Here is a 20,753-nt window from a genome sequence, read left to right as displayed (position 1 = left end):
GGTTCCGACAAATTTGCCGAAATGGCCGCGAACGGCAGGGGATACTGTCGCGGCCATCTGTTTGGATAAGTGGCTGTCAATCTATACGCGGGTGCTGCTGAACCAATGTCTCGCGTTTGGCTTGCAACTCGGCAATCTGCGTGTCGATGTCTTCGATCTTCTGCTCAATGTTGTCGTGATGCTCCTGCAGCAGCTCACGGGCTTCGTTGAGGTCCGATGCCGCCGGCGCAGCGCCACGCAGAGGCTTATTGGCGGTTTCCTTCATGGTCAGGCCGGTGATCAGGCCCACCACAGCGACGACCATCAGGTAGTACGCCGGCATGTACAGGTCCTGAGTGGTTTCCACCAGCCAGGCGACCACGGTCGGGGTCAGGCCGGCGATCAACACCGACACGTTAAAGGCACTGGCCAGCGCGCTGTAACGGATGTGGGTGGGAAACATCGCCGGCAGGGTCGAGGCCATGACACCGATGAAGAAGTTGAGGATCACCGCGATCATCAGCAAGCCGGCGAAGATCAAGCCGAGCTGGCCGCTGTTGATCAGTTTGAACGCCGGAATCGACAGCACCAGCAAGGCGATGCTGCCGGCGATGATGAAGGGGCGACGGCCGATCTTGTCGCTGAGGAAACCAATCAGCGGCTGCACGAACAGCATGCCGACCATGATGGCCACGATGATCAGTACGCCGCGGTTCTCGCTGTAATGCAGGTTGTGCGAGAGGTAGCTGGGCATGTACGTCAGCAGCATGTAATACGTGACGTTGGTCGCCGCAACCACGCCGATGCAGGTCAGCAGGCTGCGCCAGTGTTTGGTGGCGACTTCCTTGAACGAGACCTTCGGGCCGTGGGCCAGGCCTTCGCGGTCGCCTTGTTCGAGTTTTTCAACGTGCTGCTGGAATGCCGGGGTTTCCTCCAGCGCGTTACGCAGGTACAGGCCGATCATGCCCAGGGGTAGGGCGAGGAAGAACGGCAGACGCCAGCCCCACTCGAGGAACTTCTCCTCGCCGACCACCGACGAGATGAGCACCACGACGCCGGCACCGAGCACGAACCCGGCGATCGAGCCGAAGTCCAGCCAGCTGCCGAGGAACCCGCGTTTGCGGTCAGGCGCGTATTCAGCCACGAAGATCGATGCGCCGGTGTATTCGCCACCAACCGAAAAACCCTGAGCCATTTTCGCCAGCAGCAGAAGGATCGGCGCCCAGATGCCGATCGATTCATACGAGGGAATCAGCCCGATGGCAAAGGTGCTGAGGGACATGATGACGATGGTGGCGGCGAGGACTTTCTGTCGCCCGTACTTGTCGCCGATGGCGCCGAAGAACACGCCGCCGATGGGGCGAATCAGGAAGGGCACGGAAAAGGTCGCGAGGGCCGCAATCATCTGCACGCTGGGGTCGGCGCCGGGGAAGAAGATCTTGCCCAGTGCGTAGGCCACGAAGCCGTAGACGCCGAAGTCGAACCATTCCATTGCGTTGCCCAGGGCAGCGGCCGTGATGGCCTTCTTCATCTTGGCATCGTCGACAATAGTGATGTCTTGCAACCCGATCGGGTTGACGGTTTTCTTGCGTGATCTCATAAAAGTCTCGGCAGCTGTAAGTGTGACGTTGCGACATTGTGGCGATCAGGTCTCTGGCCTCGGCAGCGGGCACACTCGTCTGGAGGGGCCGTACTGTCGTAATAGTGGCAGGCTCATCAGCATCAGATAGGCGCAGAGCCTGAATAATTCAGAAACATCTCTAATTTATTCAAAATCCATACAAATGAGTGTTTCATAGATCAGATCGATCAATTGATAGATCCATATAGATTGGATCCAATAACCTGAGTGCATTACCGCTAGTCAGGCGGTAGTTACACTCTATTGCCAGAGTGATGGCGCAATGACATATTCGCTTCCGTCATCCACCCTCATACACGGAAAACCAGATGCGCCCCTTCAAGTCACTTGTTGCAGCCTCAGTGCTGATCAGCGGGTGCAACGGAATGCCCACCGCTTTTAACCAAGATCCTGTCTTTGACCAAGCCTTCGTCGTCCACTCCGGTGCGCCGCTGCCCTATCTGTTGATGGGCACCGCGATCCAGTGGAATGAAGATTACGCTGTGACGGTCAAGCACATTCCCTACATCTCGGGCGCGGTATTCCAGGGCCAGGGCGACGTACAGTTCTTCAAGCACAAGGCCGATTCCGTGCCCGTGTGGCGCTCGTACCAGCCGGGTGAAGAACTCACCTCAGTGGGCTACAACTCCGCCTACATGTCGGTGAAAGGCACTGGCCATGCGTTGCCGGCGATGATTCGCCTGGACGCGAAGGAAGGCAACGTGATGTACGGCACCCATGATGGCCCGGTAGCCAAGGGCATGTCAGGGGGACCGGTGTTCGCGGCAGACGGCAAGGTGGTGGGCATCACCGTGGCGTTGCTGACCTCCAGCGACCTGGCCAAAATCAAGCGCCCGGACCTGGCCAACCAGCCACGGGTCAGCATTTTCATGCCGTACAACGAAATCAACCGCGAGTGGACCCGGTATATGGCTCAAGCCAAGCCGGGCACGCCCGCGCATGTGAACCTCGCGGTCAACTGATCAACGCTCGCGCAGCGCTTCCCGGGCGCGGTTGAGGGGCTTGATGAGGTAATCCAGCACGGTCTTCTCACCGGTGCGGATGTCCACGGTGGCGATCATCCCGGGAACGATGGCAAAGGTCTTGCCCGCTTTGTTGCGCAGCACATCAGCGTCCGTGCGGATGAAGACGCGGTAATAGAAAATTTCCGGCTTCACCTCATCCTGAATCGTGTCCGGCGAGATGGTCACCACTTTGCCGTCGAGGCTGCCGTAGATCGAATAGTCATAGGCCGTGATTTTCACCTTGGCCTGCTGCTCGGGGTGAATGAAGGCGATGTCCCGGGGCGAGATGCGGGTTTCGATCAGCAGTTGTTCATCCAGCGGCACGATCTGCATCAACTGCCCGTTGGGCGGCACGACCCCGCCGATGGTGCTGACTTTGATGTCCTTGACGATGCCGCGCACCGGCGAGCGCAAGGTCAGGCGTGACAACGAATCGCTGCGCCCGCGGATCACCGCCGACAGCATCTGCGCCTCGGCATTGGCCTTGGCCAGGTCTTCGCGGGCATGCACCATGTATTCGGAACGTGCCTCGGTGGCCTTTAGCTCAAGCTCGGAGCGCTGACGGTTCAGGCGCAATACTTCGACCCGGCTCGACGCGCCGATCTTCGCCAGGTTCTCGGTGATGGTCAGTTCGCTGCGCACCAGCTTCAGCGAGCTTTCGATGCCGGTCAGCGTTTCGCTCAGGCCCCTGCGCCGGGCGTTGAACAAATCGGTTTCAGCGCGGCGCAGCTCCGGGTACTTGTCCAGCGACCCATCAAAGGTCAGCGGCTTCTCGCTGACTTCGGCCTGCAACCGATTGACGCTGGCGAGCGCCGCCCGGTATTTCGCCTCGCTCTCGCCAACGTTCGATTCACTCTTCACCGCATCCAGCTGGGCCAGCACCTGGCCGCGCTCCACCAGCGTGCCTTCGCTGACGTTCAGCTCCTTGATGATCCCGCCCTCCATGGACTGGATCAGTTGCTCCCTGGAACTGGGCACCACCTTGCCGGTGCCGGTAGACACTTCCACCACCTGAAACCAGGCGGCCCAGGCAAGAAAGCACGCCAGCATCAGCGCACAGGTCCAGATCACCCGCACGCTTCCGGTGATGCTGCGCTCGTCTTGGCCGTCGAGGTAGGTGATCTGATCGGCAAACCGTGGGGTTTGCTCCGTGGTCAGTGCGTTCATGCCTGCGCTCCTTGCGGCTGTCTGAGTCGGGTGAGGGCGGCGTCACGGTGGTCATCGATGACGATGCGGCCGTTGTCCAGCACGATGATGCGTTCCACCAGTTGCAGCAGACTGACCCGGTGCGTGGCGACGATCAGGGTGCGGCCCTGGCACCAGGTCGAAAGTTTTTCCAGCAACTGGCGTTCGGTGATGTCATCCAGCGACGCGGTGGGTTCGTCCAGCAGCAGCACCTGGGGCTGGCGAATCAGCAGGCGTGAAAGCAGCAGGCTTTGGCGCTGACCGCCGGACAGGCCCAAACCGCCTTCAAGAATCAGGTGGTCCATGCCCTTGGGCATCTGCCGGACGAACTCCAGCGCGCCGGTCACCGACAGGGCGGCGATGATTTCCTGATCGCTGGCCTGGCCCGCGCCGAGGGTCAGGTTGTCCCGCAACGTGCCGTGAAACAGCCGCGCCTGCTGCGACATCAGGCCGACGTCCCGGCGCAGGTCGGCCGGGTCCAGGTGAGCGAGGGAGATGCCGTCCACGGTGGTCTCGCCGCTGGACAAATCCATTGAGCCCGCCAGTGCCTGCAAGAGCGTCGACTTGCCTGCACCGTTGCGCCCGAGAATGGCGACGCGTTCCCCCGGCCGAATGTTCAAGTTGATGCCGCTCAGGGCAGGCGAGGCTTCTTCGCTGTATTTGAACCCGGCCTGACGCAACACGTAATCCCCGCGAATGGACGGCAGATGCACGCGTTGGCTCCCTTCGGGGTGATCGACCGGCATCTGCATCAGCCGATTGAGTCCCTGCAGCGCGACTTTCGCCTGTTGCCAGCGAGTCAGTACGTGGGTCAGCTGCGCCATCGGCGCCATCATCCGCGAGGCCAGCATCGAGGCGGCCACCAGGCTGCCGGTGGTGAGGTCGCCGGCAATCACCATCGGCGCACCGAACACGATGACCACGGCAAACACCGCGCCCTGCACGTTCTGTGTCCACGCCACCAGGCTGTTGGTCAGCGAGCGCAGTTTCAGGCTGCTGTCGGCGGACGCGGCGTTGTAGTGATTCCACTGCTGCTGGAAACGTTGCTCGGCCTGCAGCGCCTTGATGTCGTCCATGCCCTGAACGGTTTCCACCAGCATGGCGTTGCGCAGTGCGGCCTCGCGCATCGACGCATTGGCCAGCCGCGCCAGCTTGCGTTGGGCGAGGATGCCCGGCAGCACCATCGCCACCAGCGCAACCAGAGGGATCAGCACCAGCGGCCCGCCGATCAGGTAGAACACCAGCAGGAACAGGAAGAAGAACGGCATGTCCGCCAGCGCCGTTGCGGTGCTGGAGGTGATCAGGTCGCGGATCTGCTCCAGCTCGCGCAGCTGCGAAATGAACGATCCGGTGGATTTCGGCCGGGCCGAATTACGCAGGCGCAGGGCGTGGCCGAAGATCAGGTCCGACACCCGCAGATCAGCGCGCTTGCCCAGCACGTCGGTGATGCGCAGCCGCATGATGCGCATGACGAAGTCGAACACCAGCGCCAGCATCACGCCGCCGAACAGCACGTACAACGTCGGCAGAGACTCGGCCGGAATCACCCGGTCGTAGACTTGCATGGAGAACAGCACGCCGGCCATGCCCAGCAAATTGGCGACCAGCGACGCCAGCATCACTTGGCGGTAGGGGCGCAGGTCACTGAGAACGATGCGCCGGAACCAGTGCTCGTCGTAGGGCTTGATGTAATCGTCGGTGCGCACGTCGCTGAGGGGCTGAATCGGCCGCAGGATCACCGTGCGCAGGGCGTGTTCGGCGAGGACGGCAGGGTCGATGCGGCTCTGCAGGCCCTGATCGCCGCTGTAGGCGATGCCCAGTTCGCCTTGCTCGCTGACACTTTCGATCACGCCGACCTGGCCGTCGCGCAGTTGCACCAGCAGCGGCGTGCGCCAGCGCGACAGGCTTTTGCGATCGTAGTGGGCGAACTTGACGCTCAGGCCCGCCTGACGCGCCATGTACCGCACGACTTCTTCAACGCGGCCCTCGCTGTTGGTCGAGGCCAGGCGAATGCTTTCCGGTGACACATCGAGTCGGTAATGCCGGGCGACGGTGAGGATGGCTTCCAGCCACGGCGAATAGTCCGGACGCTCAGGGCCTGCCGCAGGCGCTTCGGGGATGACAATGGTGTCGGTCATGGCAGGATCTCCACGTGCTGAATGGTGCTGTGATCGATGCCGAACGCGCGACGCAGCGCGCCGCTGTTGTACAGGCAGTCGATTTGCAGGCGGCGCAGGTCGGCCTGGGTGTTGGCCAGGTCGAAGCGCGACTGGTGGATTTCCTGCTCGGCGTTGAGCAGATCAAGCAGCGGCCGGGTACCCAGTTCCAGGTATTGCCGGCCGTACAACTCACGGGCTTCGGTGATGCTGCTCTGCCGGGATTCCAGCGAGCCGAGCCGGCGCGTCAGGCCGGACGTTTGCGCCTGTGCTTCGCCCAACCCTTGCCGCGCCTGCAGGCGTGCGGCGTCCTCGGCGGAATCAGCGGCGGTCAGCGCATAGTTGGCGGCGCGGCTGCGGGCACTGGTGGCGCCACCCTGATAAATCGGCACCTCCAGATTGAGAAAGATCCCGGCCTGGGTGCGATTGATCGTCGAGTTCTGGTCATCGTAATGGTCGTCCAGAAACTGGTTGATCGAGGGCTGCAACGACAGCGTGGGATAGGCTTCGGCCTTGGCCTGGGCCAGTTCGGCCTGGGCCTGGGTGCGCTGGGCGGCGGCCTGCAGCACGGCGGGGAGGGCGTCGGTGCTCACTGGCGCGCTGCAGGCGTCGGTCATCGAGGTGCTGAACGTGCTGCTGACCTGGGGCGGGGTCTGCCGACCGAGCAGGTTGGTCAGCGTCGACTGCCAGCGCGCGTACAGCGCTTTGTACTCTTGCAACGTGGCCATGCCGCCCTCGGCGCGGGACTGCGCCTGAACCACATCGGAGCGGGTGCTCGCGCCCATATCGCTGCGCTGTTTGGCCAGTTCGACAATGTCGCCAATGCCGCGGATCTGCTCGCGGGCGATGTCTACCAGACGCTGATAGCGCTGGACTTCAATGTAGGCGAATGCGGTGTCACGGCTGACCTGATCGATCGCCAGCAAAATGCTCGCCTGACTGCGCGCCGCCTTGGCGCGGGCGGCCTCGACCGCGTTCGAGACCTTGCCGAAATCGTAGAGCATCTGTTTGAGGGAAATGCTCACCGACTGGCTGCCGGCGTCGCTGCCGTAGCCGCTGGTGTAACCGCCTTTCACTCCGCCGGAGATTTGCGGGTAGTAACCGGCTTCGGCCACGTTGATGCCCTCGGCCTGTTGATAAAGGGTGCCGATCGCTTCGCTGATGCTGGGGTGCCAGTCAACGGCGAGCCGGACCGCCTGTTCGAGGCCCAGGGTCTGGCTGTCTTCCTTGACCATGACTGCTGCGGGACTCGCGCCGAAGCTGCTCTTGGAAGGGCCACTGCCTGCCTTGCGCCGCTGATCTTCCGGCGTTGCCTGAAGGCGTGAAGGGCTGATGCTGCGCAGGCCTGGATCGATCTGATCCTCCGCCAGCGCAACGGAAAATATCGGGTGACACAGGCCGACGGTCAGGACGACCGCCGGCCATTTCTGCTTGCGAACGCGCTTCACATGGCTTCCTTACTGTACGAATACAGAGCTTCCCTTTTGTTGAATCAACCGGCCGAGCGCATTGATCGGCCGGTTGAACCCCGCCGCTGGCAGCGCCAGGCGGCGGGCTGATCAAACGACGTGAATACCGTTCTGCACCCACAGATGATGGGTTGGATCTTCTTGCGGCGTGTACTGGGTGTAATCGACGCCATCGGCTTGTAGCGCACCGCCGGCAACCCAAGTGTTGGTCATGTGTACGCTGTCTTCGCTGCCTCCCTTGATGATCAGTGTGTTGTTGTCTGCCGAGGTAATGGACACCAGGTCCGCCAGGCTGATGGTCAGCGCGACGGCGCTGGTGTGGTTCAAATCCAGCACCTCGATGTTGTGGATCCTGCTCTGCAGATCGCCCAGGTTGATGGTCGCGTCGCCCCCGGCCCACAGCAGGGTATCGGTGCCCGTACCGCCATCGACCGAAGCGAAATGCTGATCGGCGATGATCAATGTGTCGTTGCCGGCACCGCCTTGCAGCGTGACTGCACCGCCATGGGACCCGTCCAGCGTGTCATTGCCCGCCGTGCCTTGAATCAGCTCGGCACCGGTGGTGGCAACCGCAGTCGCGCTGTGATCATCGACGCTCGCTACGGTGGACAGCGCGGCGAATGAGGTAGTGGCGACGGCACCGGCCTGTTCCAGATCAATGGTCAACGTCGCCGTGTCGGTGGTGCCGTTGGGGTGCTTGAGCTGGTAAGTGAAGACGTCCTCACGGCCGATAACCGCATCGGTCTGCCCCGGCGTCAGCGTGTAGGTATACCGACCGTCAGCCTGGACCAGCAGCGAACCGTAGGTGCCGACAATCGTGGTGCCGTTGTAGCCCGGCGTCACGTAGCTGCCAGCCGCCAGCACGTTGAGCACGGTGTACGCCGACCCCAGCACATCAGCGCCGCCGCCAGCAGTGTCGGTGAGCAGGTTGCCCGCCACCGGGGTGTAGCTGCCGACCACGAACTGATTGGTGTAGGTGGCGTCGTTGATCAGGCTGATGTTGACCGTACTGGCGACACCGATGCCCCCGGCGGCAAGTCTGACCTGATAGCTGCCGGGCCCCTGATCATCGAAGCGCGCGGCGTAATTGCCGCCGCCCAGGTTTGCCAACGAGCCACCGGCATAGCTCTTGACCAGCACGTATTGGCCGGTGGTGGTGTTGAGCTTGTACAGGCCCAGGTTCAGCGACCCGAGCAGGCTGAGCAGGTTAGAGGAGCTGACCACTACGGTGAGGTCACTGATCGCACCTGCCGCCACGCTGGTGCTCCAGGAGCCATTACCGCCCAGCAGCGGCACGAGGAACGGCCCCAGCGTGGAGGTGGTGATGACCTCCTTGTTGACCAGGGTGATATCGCTGACCGCGATGTCGTTGGTGGCGTCGACCAGAAAGGCCGGGCTGGCCAGGTTGGTATTGCTCCACACCTCGGTGGCCTGGGGACTGTCGATGCGCACGTACAGATTGGCCGTGTCGCTCAGGCCATTCGGGTGCACCAGCTGATAGCTGAAGACATCCACTTTACCGACGCTGGCGACAGCTCCGTCGGGCCGATAGCTGTAGTTGCCGCTGGCGTCGATGGTCAGCGTGCCGTACAGCCCTTGCACCGTAGTGCCCGCGCTGGCGGTGACGTAGCTGCCGTTTTTCAGGACCTGCAACACGGCGCCGTTGTCCGGACCGGTCACGTCCGCCTGGCCGTCAATTCCCGGATTGGTGATGACATTGCCGGTCACGGCGGCACCGGCCACCCCGTTGAACTGGGTCAGGCTGGTGACGTCCAGCTGCAACTGCGTGGTGACGTTGGTCACCACGCCGATGCCGGTGCTCGACACGATCAGCCGGTAGTCGCCACCCAGCAGATCACCGATGTTCACCCGCACGCCCTGGCCGGTCAGGGCCACAAGGTCGAGCAGGCCACCGCTGCCGTTGACGTCCAGGGTCACCCAGTTGCCGCTGGCGTTCTTGACCTGCAGCGTATAGACCACGCCATCGAGCAGTGACACCGCGCTGCCCGTGGTCAGCGTCAGGGTCGGATCAAGGCTGGTGCCGCTGTTGACCGTGAACACAAACGCCTTGGAGAACCCGGCCAGCAGCGTGGTGAAGGAGTCCGCGAAGTTCTGCGTGCTCTTCACCGGCACCAGGCTGACCGTGGCGGTGGCCAGGTTGTCGCTGGCGATCACCGGCGTGTTGACGTCGATGTCCGGCGCGGTGACGTTGGCCACCACCGACAGATTGCCCTTGATGTCGGTGAGGCTGACCAGCAGGGTTTCGCCGTTGATCTGCGCGGGGGCGAGGGTGACGTTGAATACTCCCGTGGCCCCAACGGTGCCCGTCCCCAGCACCGCGCCGCCGGTGGATTTGATTTGTACCGTCGAACCGACTTCGCCCGTGCCGCTGACGCTCAGGCCATCGACACTGACCAGCAGAGCAGTGGGTGCAGCGGGTGGTGTCAGGTCAGGCGCAATAGTGCTCGCCGAAAGCGACACGTTACCCGCAGCATCCGCCTGGGTGATGCTCAGCACCTGGTTGTTGATCTGCGCGGCGTTCAATGCCACCGAGAAGCTGCCGTTGGCGGCCACCGTCGTGGTGCCGAGGACAGTGCCGACCGCATTGCGCACAGTGACTGTCGAGCCGGCCACACCGGTGCCGGTCACCACCGAACCGCTGGCATTTACGGTCACCGCTGTAGATGCGCCCGGCGCCGTGGTATCCGGCGCCACAAGGCTACCGGCGGCAGACACGTTGCCGGCGACATCCACCTGACGCACCGTCAACGCCTGGCCGTCCAGCTGCGCGGCATTGAGGGTGACGCTGAACGTTCCGCCCGCGCCTACCGTGGTTGTGCCCAGCAGCGTGCCGCTGGCGTTGACCACGTTGACCGTCGCGCCCGCTTCACCGCTGCCGCTGAGGGTCAGGCCGTTGGCGGCCAGTACCAGCGCGGAAGGGGCGTTGGGCGCCTGAAGGTCCAGGGCAGTGACGGTCGCCACGGCCGAGGCGTTGCCCGCCACGTCCGCTTGCAGGACGCTGAGCACCTGGCCATTCAATTGAGCACTGGAGAGCGAAACGACGAATCCGCCTGCCGCGTTGACAACCGCAGTGCCCAGCACTACGCCTGCCGCAGTTGTCACGCGTACGGTCGCGCCAGCCTCACCGTTGCCGCTGACTTGCAAGCCCGCGCCATTGAGGGTGACGTTGGTCAGAGCGGCGGGTGGCGTGGTGTCGACAGCGCTGAGGTTCGCCAGCAATGAGACGTTGCCTGCGGCGTCCCGCTGGCTCACCGACAGCAACTGACCGTTGAGCTGAGCCGCCGAGAGGTTGGCGTTGAACGTGCCGTCCAGTGCAACGGTTGCCGTACCGAGTACGACGCCCAGGCTGCTGCGCACCGTGACCGTCGCGCCGGCTTCGCCAATCCCGCTGAGCACAGTGCCGGCGCCATTGAGGGTCAGCTGCAACGGTGCATTCGGCGCGGTGATGTCGGGCGCGGTGACCGACGACGTGGCCGATTGCAACGGCACGGCGTCGGTCTGATACGCGTTGAGCACCTGACCGTTGGCTTGCGCCGAGCTGAGCGTGACGCTAAACGTGCCGCCGGCATTGACCACTGCAGTGCCGAGGGGCGCGCCGGCGGCGGTGGTGATGGTCACCGTCGCCCCGGCTTCGCCACGACCGGTCACCAAGGTGCCGGTGGCGCTGACCGCGAGATCGGTCAGCACCGCCGGCGGCGTGGTGTCCGCCGCCAGTACCGCAGCCGGCAAGGATGCGCCGCCTGCTCCGGTACTGGCCGTCACGCCAAGGCTTTCGCCGTTGGTTTGTGCGGTGTTGAGGGTCACCGTGAACGTACCGCCAGCATTGGTGGCGGCCGTCCCGAGCACGGCCCCTGTTGCGCTGTACACCGTGATGGTGGTGCCCGTTGCGGCGTTGCCGATGACCGTCAGACCGTCGGCGCTCACCGACAGGTTGGTCGGCGCGTTCGGTGGCGGGGTCACCGGGACGGTGAGGTCGGCATTACCGGAAACATTCCCGCTGGCGTCCGCTTGACTGACCGTGAGGACGTTGCTGGCTGTGATGCCAGCAGCCAGGGTGACCACGAATGTGCCGTTGGCTGCCACCTGGCCGCCGCCAACCGTCGCGCCCACGGAGTTTTTCACCGTCACCGTCGATCCCGCTTCACCGCGCCCTGCCAGCAGCAAATAGTCGGCGCTGATGGTCAGGTTGCTGACCGCGTCAGGCGCCTGGGTGTCTGGCACTTGATACACCAGCGGCGGGGAAGGGTTGTTGGCCCCGTCCGTTGCGATGACGGAGATGACCTGCCCGTTGGTTTGCGCAGGATTCAGCGCAATTTCGTACCGTCCACCCGTATCCGTCCGCGTGGAGCCCAGCAACGTGCCGTCGGCGGACCGCACAGTGACGGTGCTATTGGCCTCGGCCGTGCCTTGCAGGATCGTGCCGTTGCCAGTGAGCGAGGTGATGACCGGAACCGCTGGCGGCGTGATGTCCGGTGCGTTGACCGCCACCGGCGTGGAATCGTTTTGTGCGGGGTCGACCTGCACCACCGACAGCGACTGGCCATCGAGCTGGGCAGTCGTCAGCGGAACGCTGAACGAACCGTCCGCGCGCACGGTGGCCGTACCAAGTGCGGGCGTACCTTGGGGCGCCCCCGTCACTGCGACCGTGACCGTCGCACCGGGTTCGCCGCGTCCAGTGAGGGTCAGACCGTCCTGGCTGACCGCAAGGTTGGTCACGGCGAGGGGATCGGTAACGTCGGCGGCCTGGAAAGGCAGCGTACCGGACACGTTGTTGGCCGCGTCGGTCTGGGTAAGGCTGAGGGTCTCGCCATTGAGCTGGGCAGACGACAGCGTGACGCTGAACGTCCCGTCGGCCAGCACCGTGGTGGTGCCGAGGCTGGCGCCGGCAGCGCTGGTGACCTTGATCGTGGCGCCCACTTCACCGGTGCCGTTCAGTGTCAGGCCGTTGGCACTCAGCGACGTCACCACCGGCAGGGCTGGCGGGGTGTTGTCCGGCGCTGTGACGGGCGTGCCCGCGGAAGGGTTGCCCGCCGCATCACGCTGCGCGATCGACAGCAACTCGCCGTTGATTTGTGGTACCGACAGCGAGACGGCGAAATTACCGTCCACACCCACCGCGCCGGTGCCGATGATGTTGCCTGCCGCATCGGTGACCAACAGGCTGGCACCTGGCTCACCGCGACCGCTGACCACTGCGCCGGCGTCATTGATTTGCACGTTGGTAACCGCTGCGGGAGGCGTCAGATCAGGTGATGCCAGGGAGCCTGCAGCCGAGGCATTGTTGGCTGCGTCGGTGAGCACGATAAACACCGGCTGACCGGTGTTTTGCGTCTGGGTCAGGGTGATCAGGAACTTGCCGTCGACGCCCACGGTGCCGGTGCCGACTTGCGTGCCATCGGCCAGGGTAATGCGCACCCCCGCGCCGACTTCGCCGCTGCCGCTGAGCACACTGCCGGAGGCATTGAACTGCAGGTCGGTGGCGACCGCTGGCGGCGTCAAATCCGGAGCGATGACCGTGGCCGGCACGCTGACGTTGCCGGGTGGGTCGGCCTGCTGAACGCTCAGCACCTGGCTGTTGATCTGCGGCGTGGAGAGGGTGACGCTGAAGGTGCCGTCCGTCAGCACCAGCGTAGTGCCGAGCAGGCTGCCGCTGGCATCGCGGACAGTGACCGTGGCGCCGGCTTCACCGGTACCGGTCACCACAGCACCGGCGGCGTTGATGCGCACGTTGTCCAGCGGGTCGGGCGGGGTGAAGTCCGGCGTGATCAGGCTGGCCTGGGGTGACACGTTGCCGACCGCATCGCGTTGTACCAGCGTCAGCACTTCAGCATTGGAGAGCGCCGGGGCCAGCACCAGGGTAAACGCTCCGGTACTGCCTACGGTTGCCGTGCCCAGCACAGTGCCAAGGTTGTTGGTCACCGTGACAATCGCTCCGGCTTCACCGCGGCCTGTCAGCGTTGCGCCATCGCTGGAAATGTTCAGCTGGGTCAGGGGCAGCGGCGCCGTGGTATCGACCGAGGTCAGGCTGGCGGGCAGGGAAATATTCCCGGCCGCGTCGGTCAGGGTCACCGCCAGCAGTTCACCGTTGGCTTGCGCAGTGGTGAGGGTGAGCTGGAAGGTGCCGTCGATGCGCACGCTGCCGGAACCGACCAGTGCCCCGGACGCATTGAACACGTTGACCGTGGCGCCGGGTTCACCGGTGCCGGACAGCACCGCGCCGTCTGGGGTAACCGCGAGGGCGAGCGGCGCATTCGGCGCGATCACGTCACGGGCGGTCAGCGCCAGGCTGGCCGATTCATTACCGGCGAGGTCGGTCTGGCTGATGCTCAGGGACTGGCCGGCAATCTGCGGCGGGTTCAGGGTCAGCGAGAAATTGCCGTCGGCGCCCACCTGGCCGGCGCCGAGAATCACCCCGCCTGCGCCAAGCACCGTGACGGTTGCGCCCGCTTCGCCGTGGCCGGTGAGGGTCACGCCGTTGGCGTTGAGGACCAGGTCGGTGAGCGTTCCCGGGGCGGTGACGTCCGCCGCCAGGTAACCGGTGGCCAGCGAGTTGATGCCGTCGCTGGAGGTGGCGATGGCCGAAAGCGACTCGCCGTTGAGTTGCGCGGCATTGAGCGGCGCGCTGAACGTGCCGTCGCCATCGACCAGCGCCGTGCCCAGCAGCACACCGGAGGCGGTGCGGATGCTGACGGTGCTGCCCGCGTTGGCGGTACCGGTCAGGGTCAGGCCGTCCGCACTGAGGGCCAGATTCTGCGGCGCCGGCTCGGCCAGATTGCCAGGAGCAACCACTGTGCTGGCATCGGAGGCATTGCCCGCTGCGTCGGTCTGGACCACGGTCAGGGTGATGCCGGCAACTGCCGCCGGGGCGAGGCCGACGGTGAAGCTGCCGTTGGCCGCCACGGTCGCGGTGCCCAGCGCGTTGCCATTGGCATCGCGCACGACCACCGTCGCACCGGCCTCGCCGGTACCGCCCAGGCCCAGGCCATCGGCGCTGATGGCCAGGTTGCTGACAGCGGCGGGCGCGACGGTGTCGGCGGCTTGATAAGGCGCCGACACCGAGACATTGCCGGCCGCATCAGTGGCCGTGACGCCAAGGCTCTGGCCGTTGAGCTGAGGGCTGGACAGGGTGACCTGGAACACGCCGTTGGCCCCGGCGACGCCCGAACCCAGCACGTTGCCGGCTGCATCGCGCACGGTCACGGTGCTGCCGGCTTCGGCGTTCCCCGCCAGTTGCACGCCGCTGCCGCTGAGCAGCAGAGCGGTCGGACTGTCCGGTGCCGTGAGGTCGGCGGACGTCACGTTGACCGCCGTCGAGACGTTGCCGGGCGGGTCTTCCTGGGTCACGGTCAGCACTTCGGCGTTGAGCTGCGCGGCATTCAGGGTGACGCTGAACGCGCCATTCGCCGCCACCAGCGCCGTGCCCAACAGGGCTCCGCCGGCGGTCCGCACCGACACCGTTGCGCCGGGTTCGCCCCGGCCGGTCACGGTCAGGCCGTCGGCGTTCACCGACACTTGGGTGAGGGCGGCGGGCGGGCTGATGTCCGGCGCCGTGAGGTTTACCGACGGCGAGACATTACCGCTCGGGTCGGTCTGGCTGATGTCCAGTGCCTGGCCGTTATTCGGCGCCGGAGCGAGGGTAAGGGAGAAGGTGCCGTCACTGCCTACCAGGGCAGTGCCGAGCAACGTGCCGGTGATGTCGAGAACGTTGACGGTCGCGCCGGCCTCACCGGTGCCGGTCAATGTGCTGCCGTTGGCGCTGATCAGCAGGTTTTGTGGCAGGGCCGGCGGCGTGGTGTCCACCGTCGCCAGGCTTGTCACGCCCGAGACATTGCCAGCTGCGTCGGTCAAGGTGACGGTCAGCGGCGCCCCGGTGGTGACGGCGTTTGGCAGCGTCACCTGGAACTGGCCACTCTGGTTGACGATGCCGCTGGCGAGGACGTTGCCGGCGGCATCACGAATGGTCACGGTCGCGCCGGCTTCACCGAGGCCGTTGACCACGGTGCCGACGTTGTTGATGGTCAGACCGGTGGCGGCATCGGGCGCCTTCAGGTCCGGCGCACTGATGCTGCCGGTTTGCGAAACGTTGCCCGCCAGGTCGGTCTGCGTGGCCGTAAGTGGCTGGGCGTCCAGTTGGGGCGGCGTCAGTGCGATGGCGAACGTGCCATTGGGCGCAACCGTGCCGGAGCCCAGCACGGTGCCGCCGCTGTTGGTAATGGTGATCGTCGCACCGGCTTCACCGCGCCCGGTGACGGAGCTGCCATCGGCATTGATGGTCAGGCCAGCCGGGGCTTCGGGGGCGGTCAGGTCATTGGCGACCACCAGCGCGGTGACCGAGGTGTTGCCCGCGTCATCGGTCGAGACGACGTGCAGACTCTGCGCGTTCAACTGGGCGAAACGCATCAGGATACTGAAGCGGCCGATACTGTTGACCCTGCCGCTGCCCAGACTGCTGCCGTTGCTGTCGAGAATGGTGACGGTGCTGCCCGGGGTTGCGGCACCGGTGAGAATGAAACCGTCGCTGCTGATCGCCATGTCGCTGGGGGTCGCCAGTTGGGTGCCGTCCGGGCCTGGAAGGGTGACCGCGTTGGAGGCGTTGCCTGTGGCGTCGGTGCTGATGACGTCGACGTTGGTGTTGTTTGCAGCAGGCGGAGTGAGGCCGATAACGAATGTACCGTCCTGGCCAACGGTGCCGGTGCCGAGCACGACATTACCCGGCCCGCGAACGGTGACGGTGGTGCCGGGCTCGCCGACGCCGGAAACGCTCGTGCCGTCCGGACTGATCGCCAGATTCGTCACATCGACCGGTCGTGTGGTGTCGGGTGCGAGCACCGGAGTGGCCAGCGAATCGTTGGCGCCATCGGTGGCGACCACTTGCACCGTCTCGCCGTTGCTCAGAACCGGCAGAACGTTGAACGTGAACGTTCCGTCGGACCCTGCAGTGGCGCCGCCGATCTGAACGCCGTTGGCGTCGAGGATTTTTACCGAGCCGCCGGGCACGGTGGTGCCAGTCAACAGCCCGGCGCCATCCAGCGTCAGGCCGCTTGGCACAGGCGGCGCGGTGATGTCGGGTGCCGTGACGGATCCGGCCGGCGAGGGCAGGGTGCTGGCGTCGGTCTGGGTCACGCTCAATACCTGACCGTCCAGCTGCGCCGGACTCAGGGTCACCACGAAACTGCCGTTGGGGGCGACGACAGCCGAGCCCAGCAGGGTCCCGCTGACATCACGCACCTGAACCGTATCGCCCGCAACGCCTGTCCCGGATACGGTCAGGCCGTCGTTGCTGATGGTAATTCCGGTGGGCGCGCCCGGCGCAGTGGTGTCTGGCGCGTTTAACGAGGCGGCGGGGGATAGGTTGCCGGCGGCGTCGGCTTGCCTGACCACCAGTACCTGGCCGTCTGCCTGGATCGCGTTGAGGAGGACGTCGAAGCGACCGGTTAGCGGGTCAGCCGTGGCGGTGCCCAGCACGTTGCCGTTGGCGTCGCGCACGTTGACGGTGGCGCCGGGCTCGCCCTGGCCGCTCAGCGTCAGGCCATTGGCGCTCAGGGTCAGGCCGGTAGGCGCATCGGGCGCCTGGATGTCCGCCGCCTGCAATGGCGTAGAGGGAGAGGCCAGTGTCGAGCCATCGACTTGGGTGACGCTCAGCAGCTGGCTGTTGATCTGCGCGCTGGAAAGCGTCACTTCAAAGCGTCCGTCACTGCCCACCACCGCGCTGCCCAGCGTTGCGCCGAGGTCATCCTTGACGGTGACGGTGGCGCCGCTCTGGCCGTTACCGGTGACGATCAGGCCGTTGGCCGACAGAGTGAGGTTGGTCACAGGTCCCGGTGCGCTGACGTCGGGCGCAGTGACCGGAACCGCCACCGATTGATTGCCTGCAGCGTCCACCTGGGTGATTTGCAACAACTGACCGTCGGTTTGCGCCGCGCTCAGGGTCAGGGAGAAGCTGCCGTCGGGACCGGCCTGGCCGCTGCCGATGACGTTGCCGGCAGCATCACGCACGGTAAGGCTTGCACCGGCTTCACCGGTACCGGTGAGGATCAGGCCAGTGCTGTCGAGGATGACGCTGGTCAGCGACCCGGGCGCCTGGGTGTCCGGGGTGACAAAGGTCACGGGCGACACCGGGTTGCCGGTGGCGTCACTGGCGCCGACCAGCAGGGTCTGGCCGTTATTCTGCGGGCTGCTCAGCGTCACGCTGAAGCGACCGTCAGCGGCGGCGATCGCCGTGCCGAGCACCGTGCCGTTGACGCTGGTGACAGTGATCGTCGCCCCGGCCTCGCCGGTGCCGGTCAGCGTTGTGCCGCTGGCGTCGATGCTGATCGCCAAAGGTTGCAGCGGGCCGTCAAGGTCCGGTGCGCTGATGGGCGTCACAGGGGACGGATTTCCGGCGGCGTCGCTGAGCACCACCTGCAGTGCCTGGCCATTGGTTTGAGCGGAAGCGAGGGTGACGCTGAAGTTGCCGGTCGCGGAGGTCACGCCGGTACCGATGACATTGCCCAGGGCGTCACGTACTGAAACGGTCGAGCCCGGTTCGCCACGGCCGGTCAGGGTCAGGCCGTTATTGGCCACGCTGAGCTCGGTGGCAGCCGAAGGGCCGGTGATGTCGGGCGCGTTGACGGGAAGGGTCACCGAGCTTTCGCCCTGACCGTCCACCGCGACCACGTCGAGCACTTCGCCGTTGGCCTGGGGCGGGTTGAGTACCACGGTGAAGCTGCCGTTACTGCCCACTGTCGCGCTGCCGAGCAGCACACCATTGGCGTCGCGCACCTGGACAATCGAACCGGCGTTCGCGGTGCCGGTCAGCTGGGTGCCGTCGGCACTGATGCCCAGACCGGAAGGCGTCGCCGGACCCGTGGCGTCGGGCGCCGCGACCGCCAGCCCGGGGGAAGGCAGGCCTGCAGCGTCGGTCTGGGTGACTTGCACCAGATCACCGGGGTTGACCGGTGGTGTCAGGGTCGTAGAGAAGGTGCCATTGGCGCCGACAACCACGGAGCCAATGGCCGTGCCGTTGGCGCCGATGAGGGTCACCGTCGCGCCGGCTTCTCCTTTGCCCGAGACCTGCGTGCCGTCCGCGCTGATCACCACGTCGGTGACTTGGGCGGGTGGCGTGGTGTCGGCGGCGGTCAGCTCGGCCGAGGCTGAGTTGCCGGACGAATCGGTGGCGCTGACGTTCAGTTTCTCGCCGTTGAGCTGCGCGGTGTCGAGGGTCACGCTGAACGTGCCGTCCAGACCGGCGCGGGCGGCGCCGATGACCGCCCCCGACGCATTGCGCACGAGGATGCGCGCACCCGCTTCGGCCCGGCCGCTAAGCGTGAGGCCGTCAGCCGACAGGACGAAATTCGAAGGCACCGCCGGCGGCGTGGTGTCCGGTGCTTGCAGTGCCACGTTGACGGAGATGTTGCCGGCTGCATCGGTAAGAGTGAGCTGCAGCGGTTGACCGGCGATTTGCGACACGTTCAGGGTGATGTTGAACAGCCCGTCAGTGCCCACGACAGCCGTCCCGAGCAGGTTGCCATTGGCATCGATGACGCTCGCAATGCTGCCGACTTCGCCACGGCCACTGACGATCAATCCATTGCCGCTGATCGCGATGCCGGTTGGCGCATCCGGCGGCGTGACATCCCCGCCGGGCGGAATGACGTCGATGTCCGGTGCTTGCGCCTGGGCGGGCAGGGAGACGTTGCCGGCGGCGTCGACCGCATTGACGGTCAGCGACTGGCCGTCGGTTTGCGGCGGGTTCAGCCCGAGGCTGAAGGTGCCGTCTGCTGCGACAATGGCACTGCCCAGCAACGTGCCGTCAGCGGCGCGTACTTGAATGGTCGCGCCGATTTCGCCAGAGCCTGTGAGGCGGGTGCCGTCGGCGCTGACCAAAAGATTGCCCGGGGCGTTGGGCGCGGTGGTGTCGATCGGTGGGGTGACGTCGATGTCCGGCGCCAGCGTCTGGGCCGACGGGGAGACGTTGCCGGCGGCGTCGACCGCATTGACGGTCAGCGACTGGCCTTCGGTCTGCGCCGGGCTCAGGGCAAGGCTGAAGGTACCGTCTGCCGCGACGATGCCGCTGCCCAGCAGCGTGCCATCGGCGGCGCGTACTTGAATGGTCGCACCTGCTTCGCCGGAGCCGGTCAGCCGGGCGCCGTTGGCACTGACGGCGAGGTTGGCGGGTGCATCGGGTGGCGTGGTATCGCCGGGCGGAGTGATATCGATGTCCGGCGCTTGCGCCTGGGCAGGCGGGGAGACGTTGCCGGCGGCGTCGACCGCATCGACGGTCAGCGACTGGCCGTCGGTTTGCGGCGGGCTCAGCGACAGGCTGAATGTTCCATCCGGCGCCGCAATACCGCTGCCGAGCAGGGCGCCCGCGTTATTGCGCACCCGAATGGTCGCGCCGGCTTCACCGGTACCGGTCAGCAGCGTGCCGTCTGCACTGACGAGCAGGTTGGCGGGTGCAAGAGGCGCCGACGTGTCAGCGGGAGTTCCGCCGCCGCCACCACCACCACCACCGCCGCCGCCTGCGACGCCGCCCGCTGCCGCCGCCGCACCGCCGGCACCCAACAAACCGAGCCCGGCAATCGCAAAGGTAGGGGTCGTACCCCCTACCACGCCAGCTCCTGCAATGAGCTCATCCAGAGAGCTCACTTCGTCGAAGGTAAAACCGGTGAAGGACTGAGCATCGTACTGAGCCTGCCAGAGGGTGCCGTCTTCGCCCTGAAATACCATGTCGCTGTTGGCGACATCCGGCGCAGCATTAAAGAAGTTGGCAACTTTGATTTGTTCGCCATTCTTCAAATTCACCACCAGGTCTTGCCCGTTTCGGGTGACCGAAGCAACTTGACTGGGGGGGACCGGCATTTGAACGACGGACGGTGAATTGAGTGAAAGATCTCCCCAGGTGTTGGCAGTAAGTTCGGAGGTTGCTTTATTGGCTACAACGATATTGTCCATGCTGACAGTCCCTTTCTTCGCTTTTAGCACTACAACAACGCGGTTAATGGCGTGTCATACCAGCCGCCTGATTCACTGAGCCAGGAGCAACTTTGTTTCTTGTTTGAGTGATATCTGCTTGCCACTAATTTAGGTCGAATCCATCCGAGATCAACGGATAATACTTTGACGTTTGTCTATATGACAAAAAAGATATTTTCCAAGTCATTGGTCTATATGGAAAAAACAAGCGTTAGATGCCGATCTACCGATCGTCGGCCCGTTTGCGCAAACGTGTTCGTATGGGGGGAAACGTTTGCACATTGCGGTGTCAATGAGTGGAAGGCGAACAATGACTGCGTGTATTTCATCGATCGTGTTGCGC

6 protein-coding genes are annotated in these 20,753 nt (G+C 64.9%); 1 reads left to right on the top strand and 5 read right to left on the bottom strand.

The window, feature by feature from the left end; all coding sequences use genetic code 11:
* Positions 1-76: 76 nt before the first annotated feature.
* Positions 77-1,579, bottom strand: a complete 1,503-nt coding sequence (gene proP, locus BMY98_RS04965; protein ID WP_074885545.1) for a glycine betaine/L-proline transporter ProP — start codon at positions 1,577-1,579, stop codon at positions 77-79.
* 407 nt (positions 1,580-1,986) lie between these two features.
* Between proP and BMY98_RS04960 the strand changes: the two genes are divergently transcribed.
* Entirely contained in the window at positions 1,987-2,583 is a 597-nt protein-coding gene (locus BMY98_RS04960; protein WP_139214435.1) for a trypsin-like peptidase domain-containing protein, read from the top strand.
* On the opposite strand, the gene BMY98_RS04955 is transcribed toward BMY98_RS04960, so the two are convergent.
* The 4 genes from BMY98_RS04955 to BMY98_RS04940 all read right to left on the bottom strand — a co-directional run bounded on the left by BMY98_RS04955 (position 2,584) and on the right by BMY98_RS04940 (position 20,389).
* Positions 2,584-3,792, bottom strand: coding sequence for a beta-barrel domain-containing protein (locus BMY98_RS04955; RefSeq protein ID WP_074885542.1), 1,209 nt, complete (start codon positions 3,790-3,792; stop codon positions 2,584-2,586).
* Positions 3,789-5,948 carry a type I secretion system permease/ATPase gene (locus BMY98_RS04950; protein ID WP_074885540.1) on the bottom strand — a complete coding sequence of 720 codons (2,160 nt, stop codon included), beginning with the start codon at positions 5,946-5,948 and terminating at the stop codon, positions 3,789-3,791. The genes BMY98_RS04955 and BMY98_RS04950 overlap by 4 nt, the downstream gene beginning before the upstream one ends.
* Positions 5,945-7,414: a TolC family outer membrane protein gene (locus tag BMY98_RS04945; protein ID WP_074885537.1), complete on the bottom strand. Its 1,470-nt coding sequence runs from the start codon at positions 7,412-7,414 to the stop codon at positions 5,945-5,947. The genes BMY98_RS04950 and BMY98_RS04945 overlap by 4 nt, the downstream gene beginning before the upstream one ends.
* A 111-nt stretch (positions 7,415-7,525) precedes the next feature.
* Positions 7,526-20,389 carry a BapA/Bap/LapF family large adhesin gene (locus BMY98_RS04940; protein WP_074885535.1) on the bottom strand — a complete coding sequence of 4,288 codons (12,864 nt, stop codon included), beginning with the start codon at positions 20,387-20,389 and terminating at the stop codon, positions 7,526-7,528.
* Positions 20,390-20,753: the final 364 nt, after the last annotated feature.

It is taken from the genome of Pseudomonas graminis, assembly GCF_900111735.1.
Classification (GTDB): domain Bacteria; phylum Pseudomonadota; class Gammaproteobacteria; order Pseudomonadales; family Pseudomonadaceae; genus Aquipseudomonas; species Aquipseudomonas graminis.
This window is presented reverse-complemented; position numbering and strand designations above follow the sequence as displayed.

What these genes read in the sequence shown, in the direction of transcription:
- proP (WP_074885545.1), bottom strand. Translation starts at nt 1,579, where the DNA reads ATGAGATCACGCAAGAAAACCGTCAACCCGATCGGGTTGCAAGACATC.
- BMY98_RS04960 (WP_139214435.1), top strand. Translation starts at nt 1,987, where the DNA reads ATGCCCACCGCTTTTAACCAAGATCCTGTCTTTGACCAAGCCTTCGTC.
- BMY98_RS04955 (WP_074885542.1), bottom strand. Translation starts at nt 3,792, where the DNA reads ATGAACGCACTGACCACGGAGCAAACCCCACGGTTTGCCGATCAGATC.
- BMY98_RS04950 (WP_074885540.1), bottom strand. Translation starts at nt 5,948, where the DNA reads ATGACCGACACCATTGTCATCCCCGAAGCGCCTGCGGCAGGCCCTGAG.
- BMY98_RS04940 (WP_074885535.1), bottom strand. Translation starts at nt 20,389, where the DNA reads ATGGACAATATCGTTGTAGCCAATAAAGCAACCTCCGAACTTACTGCC.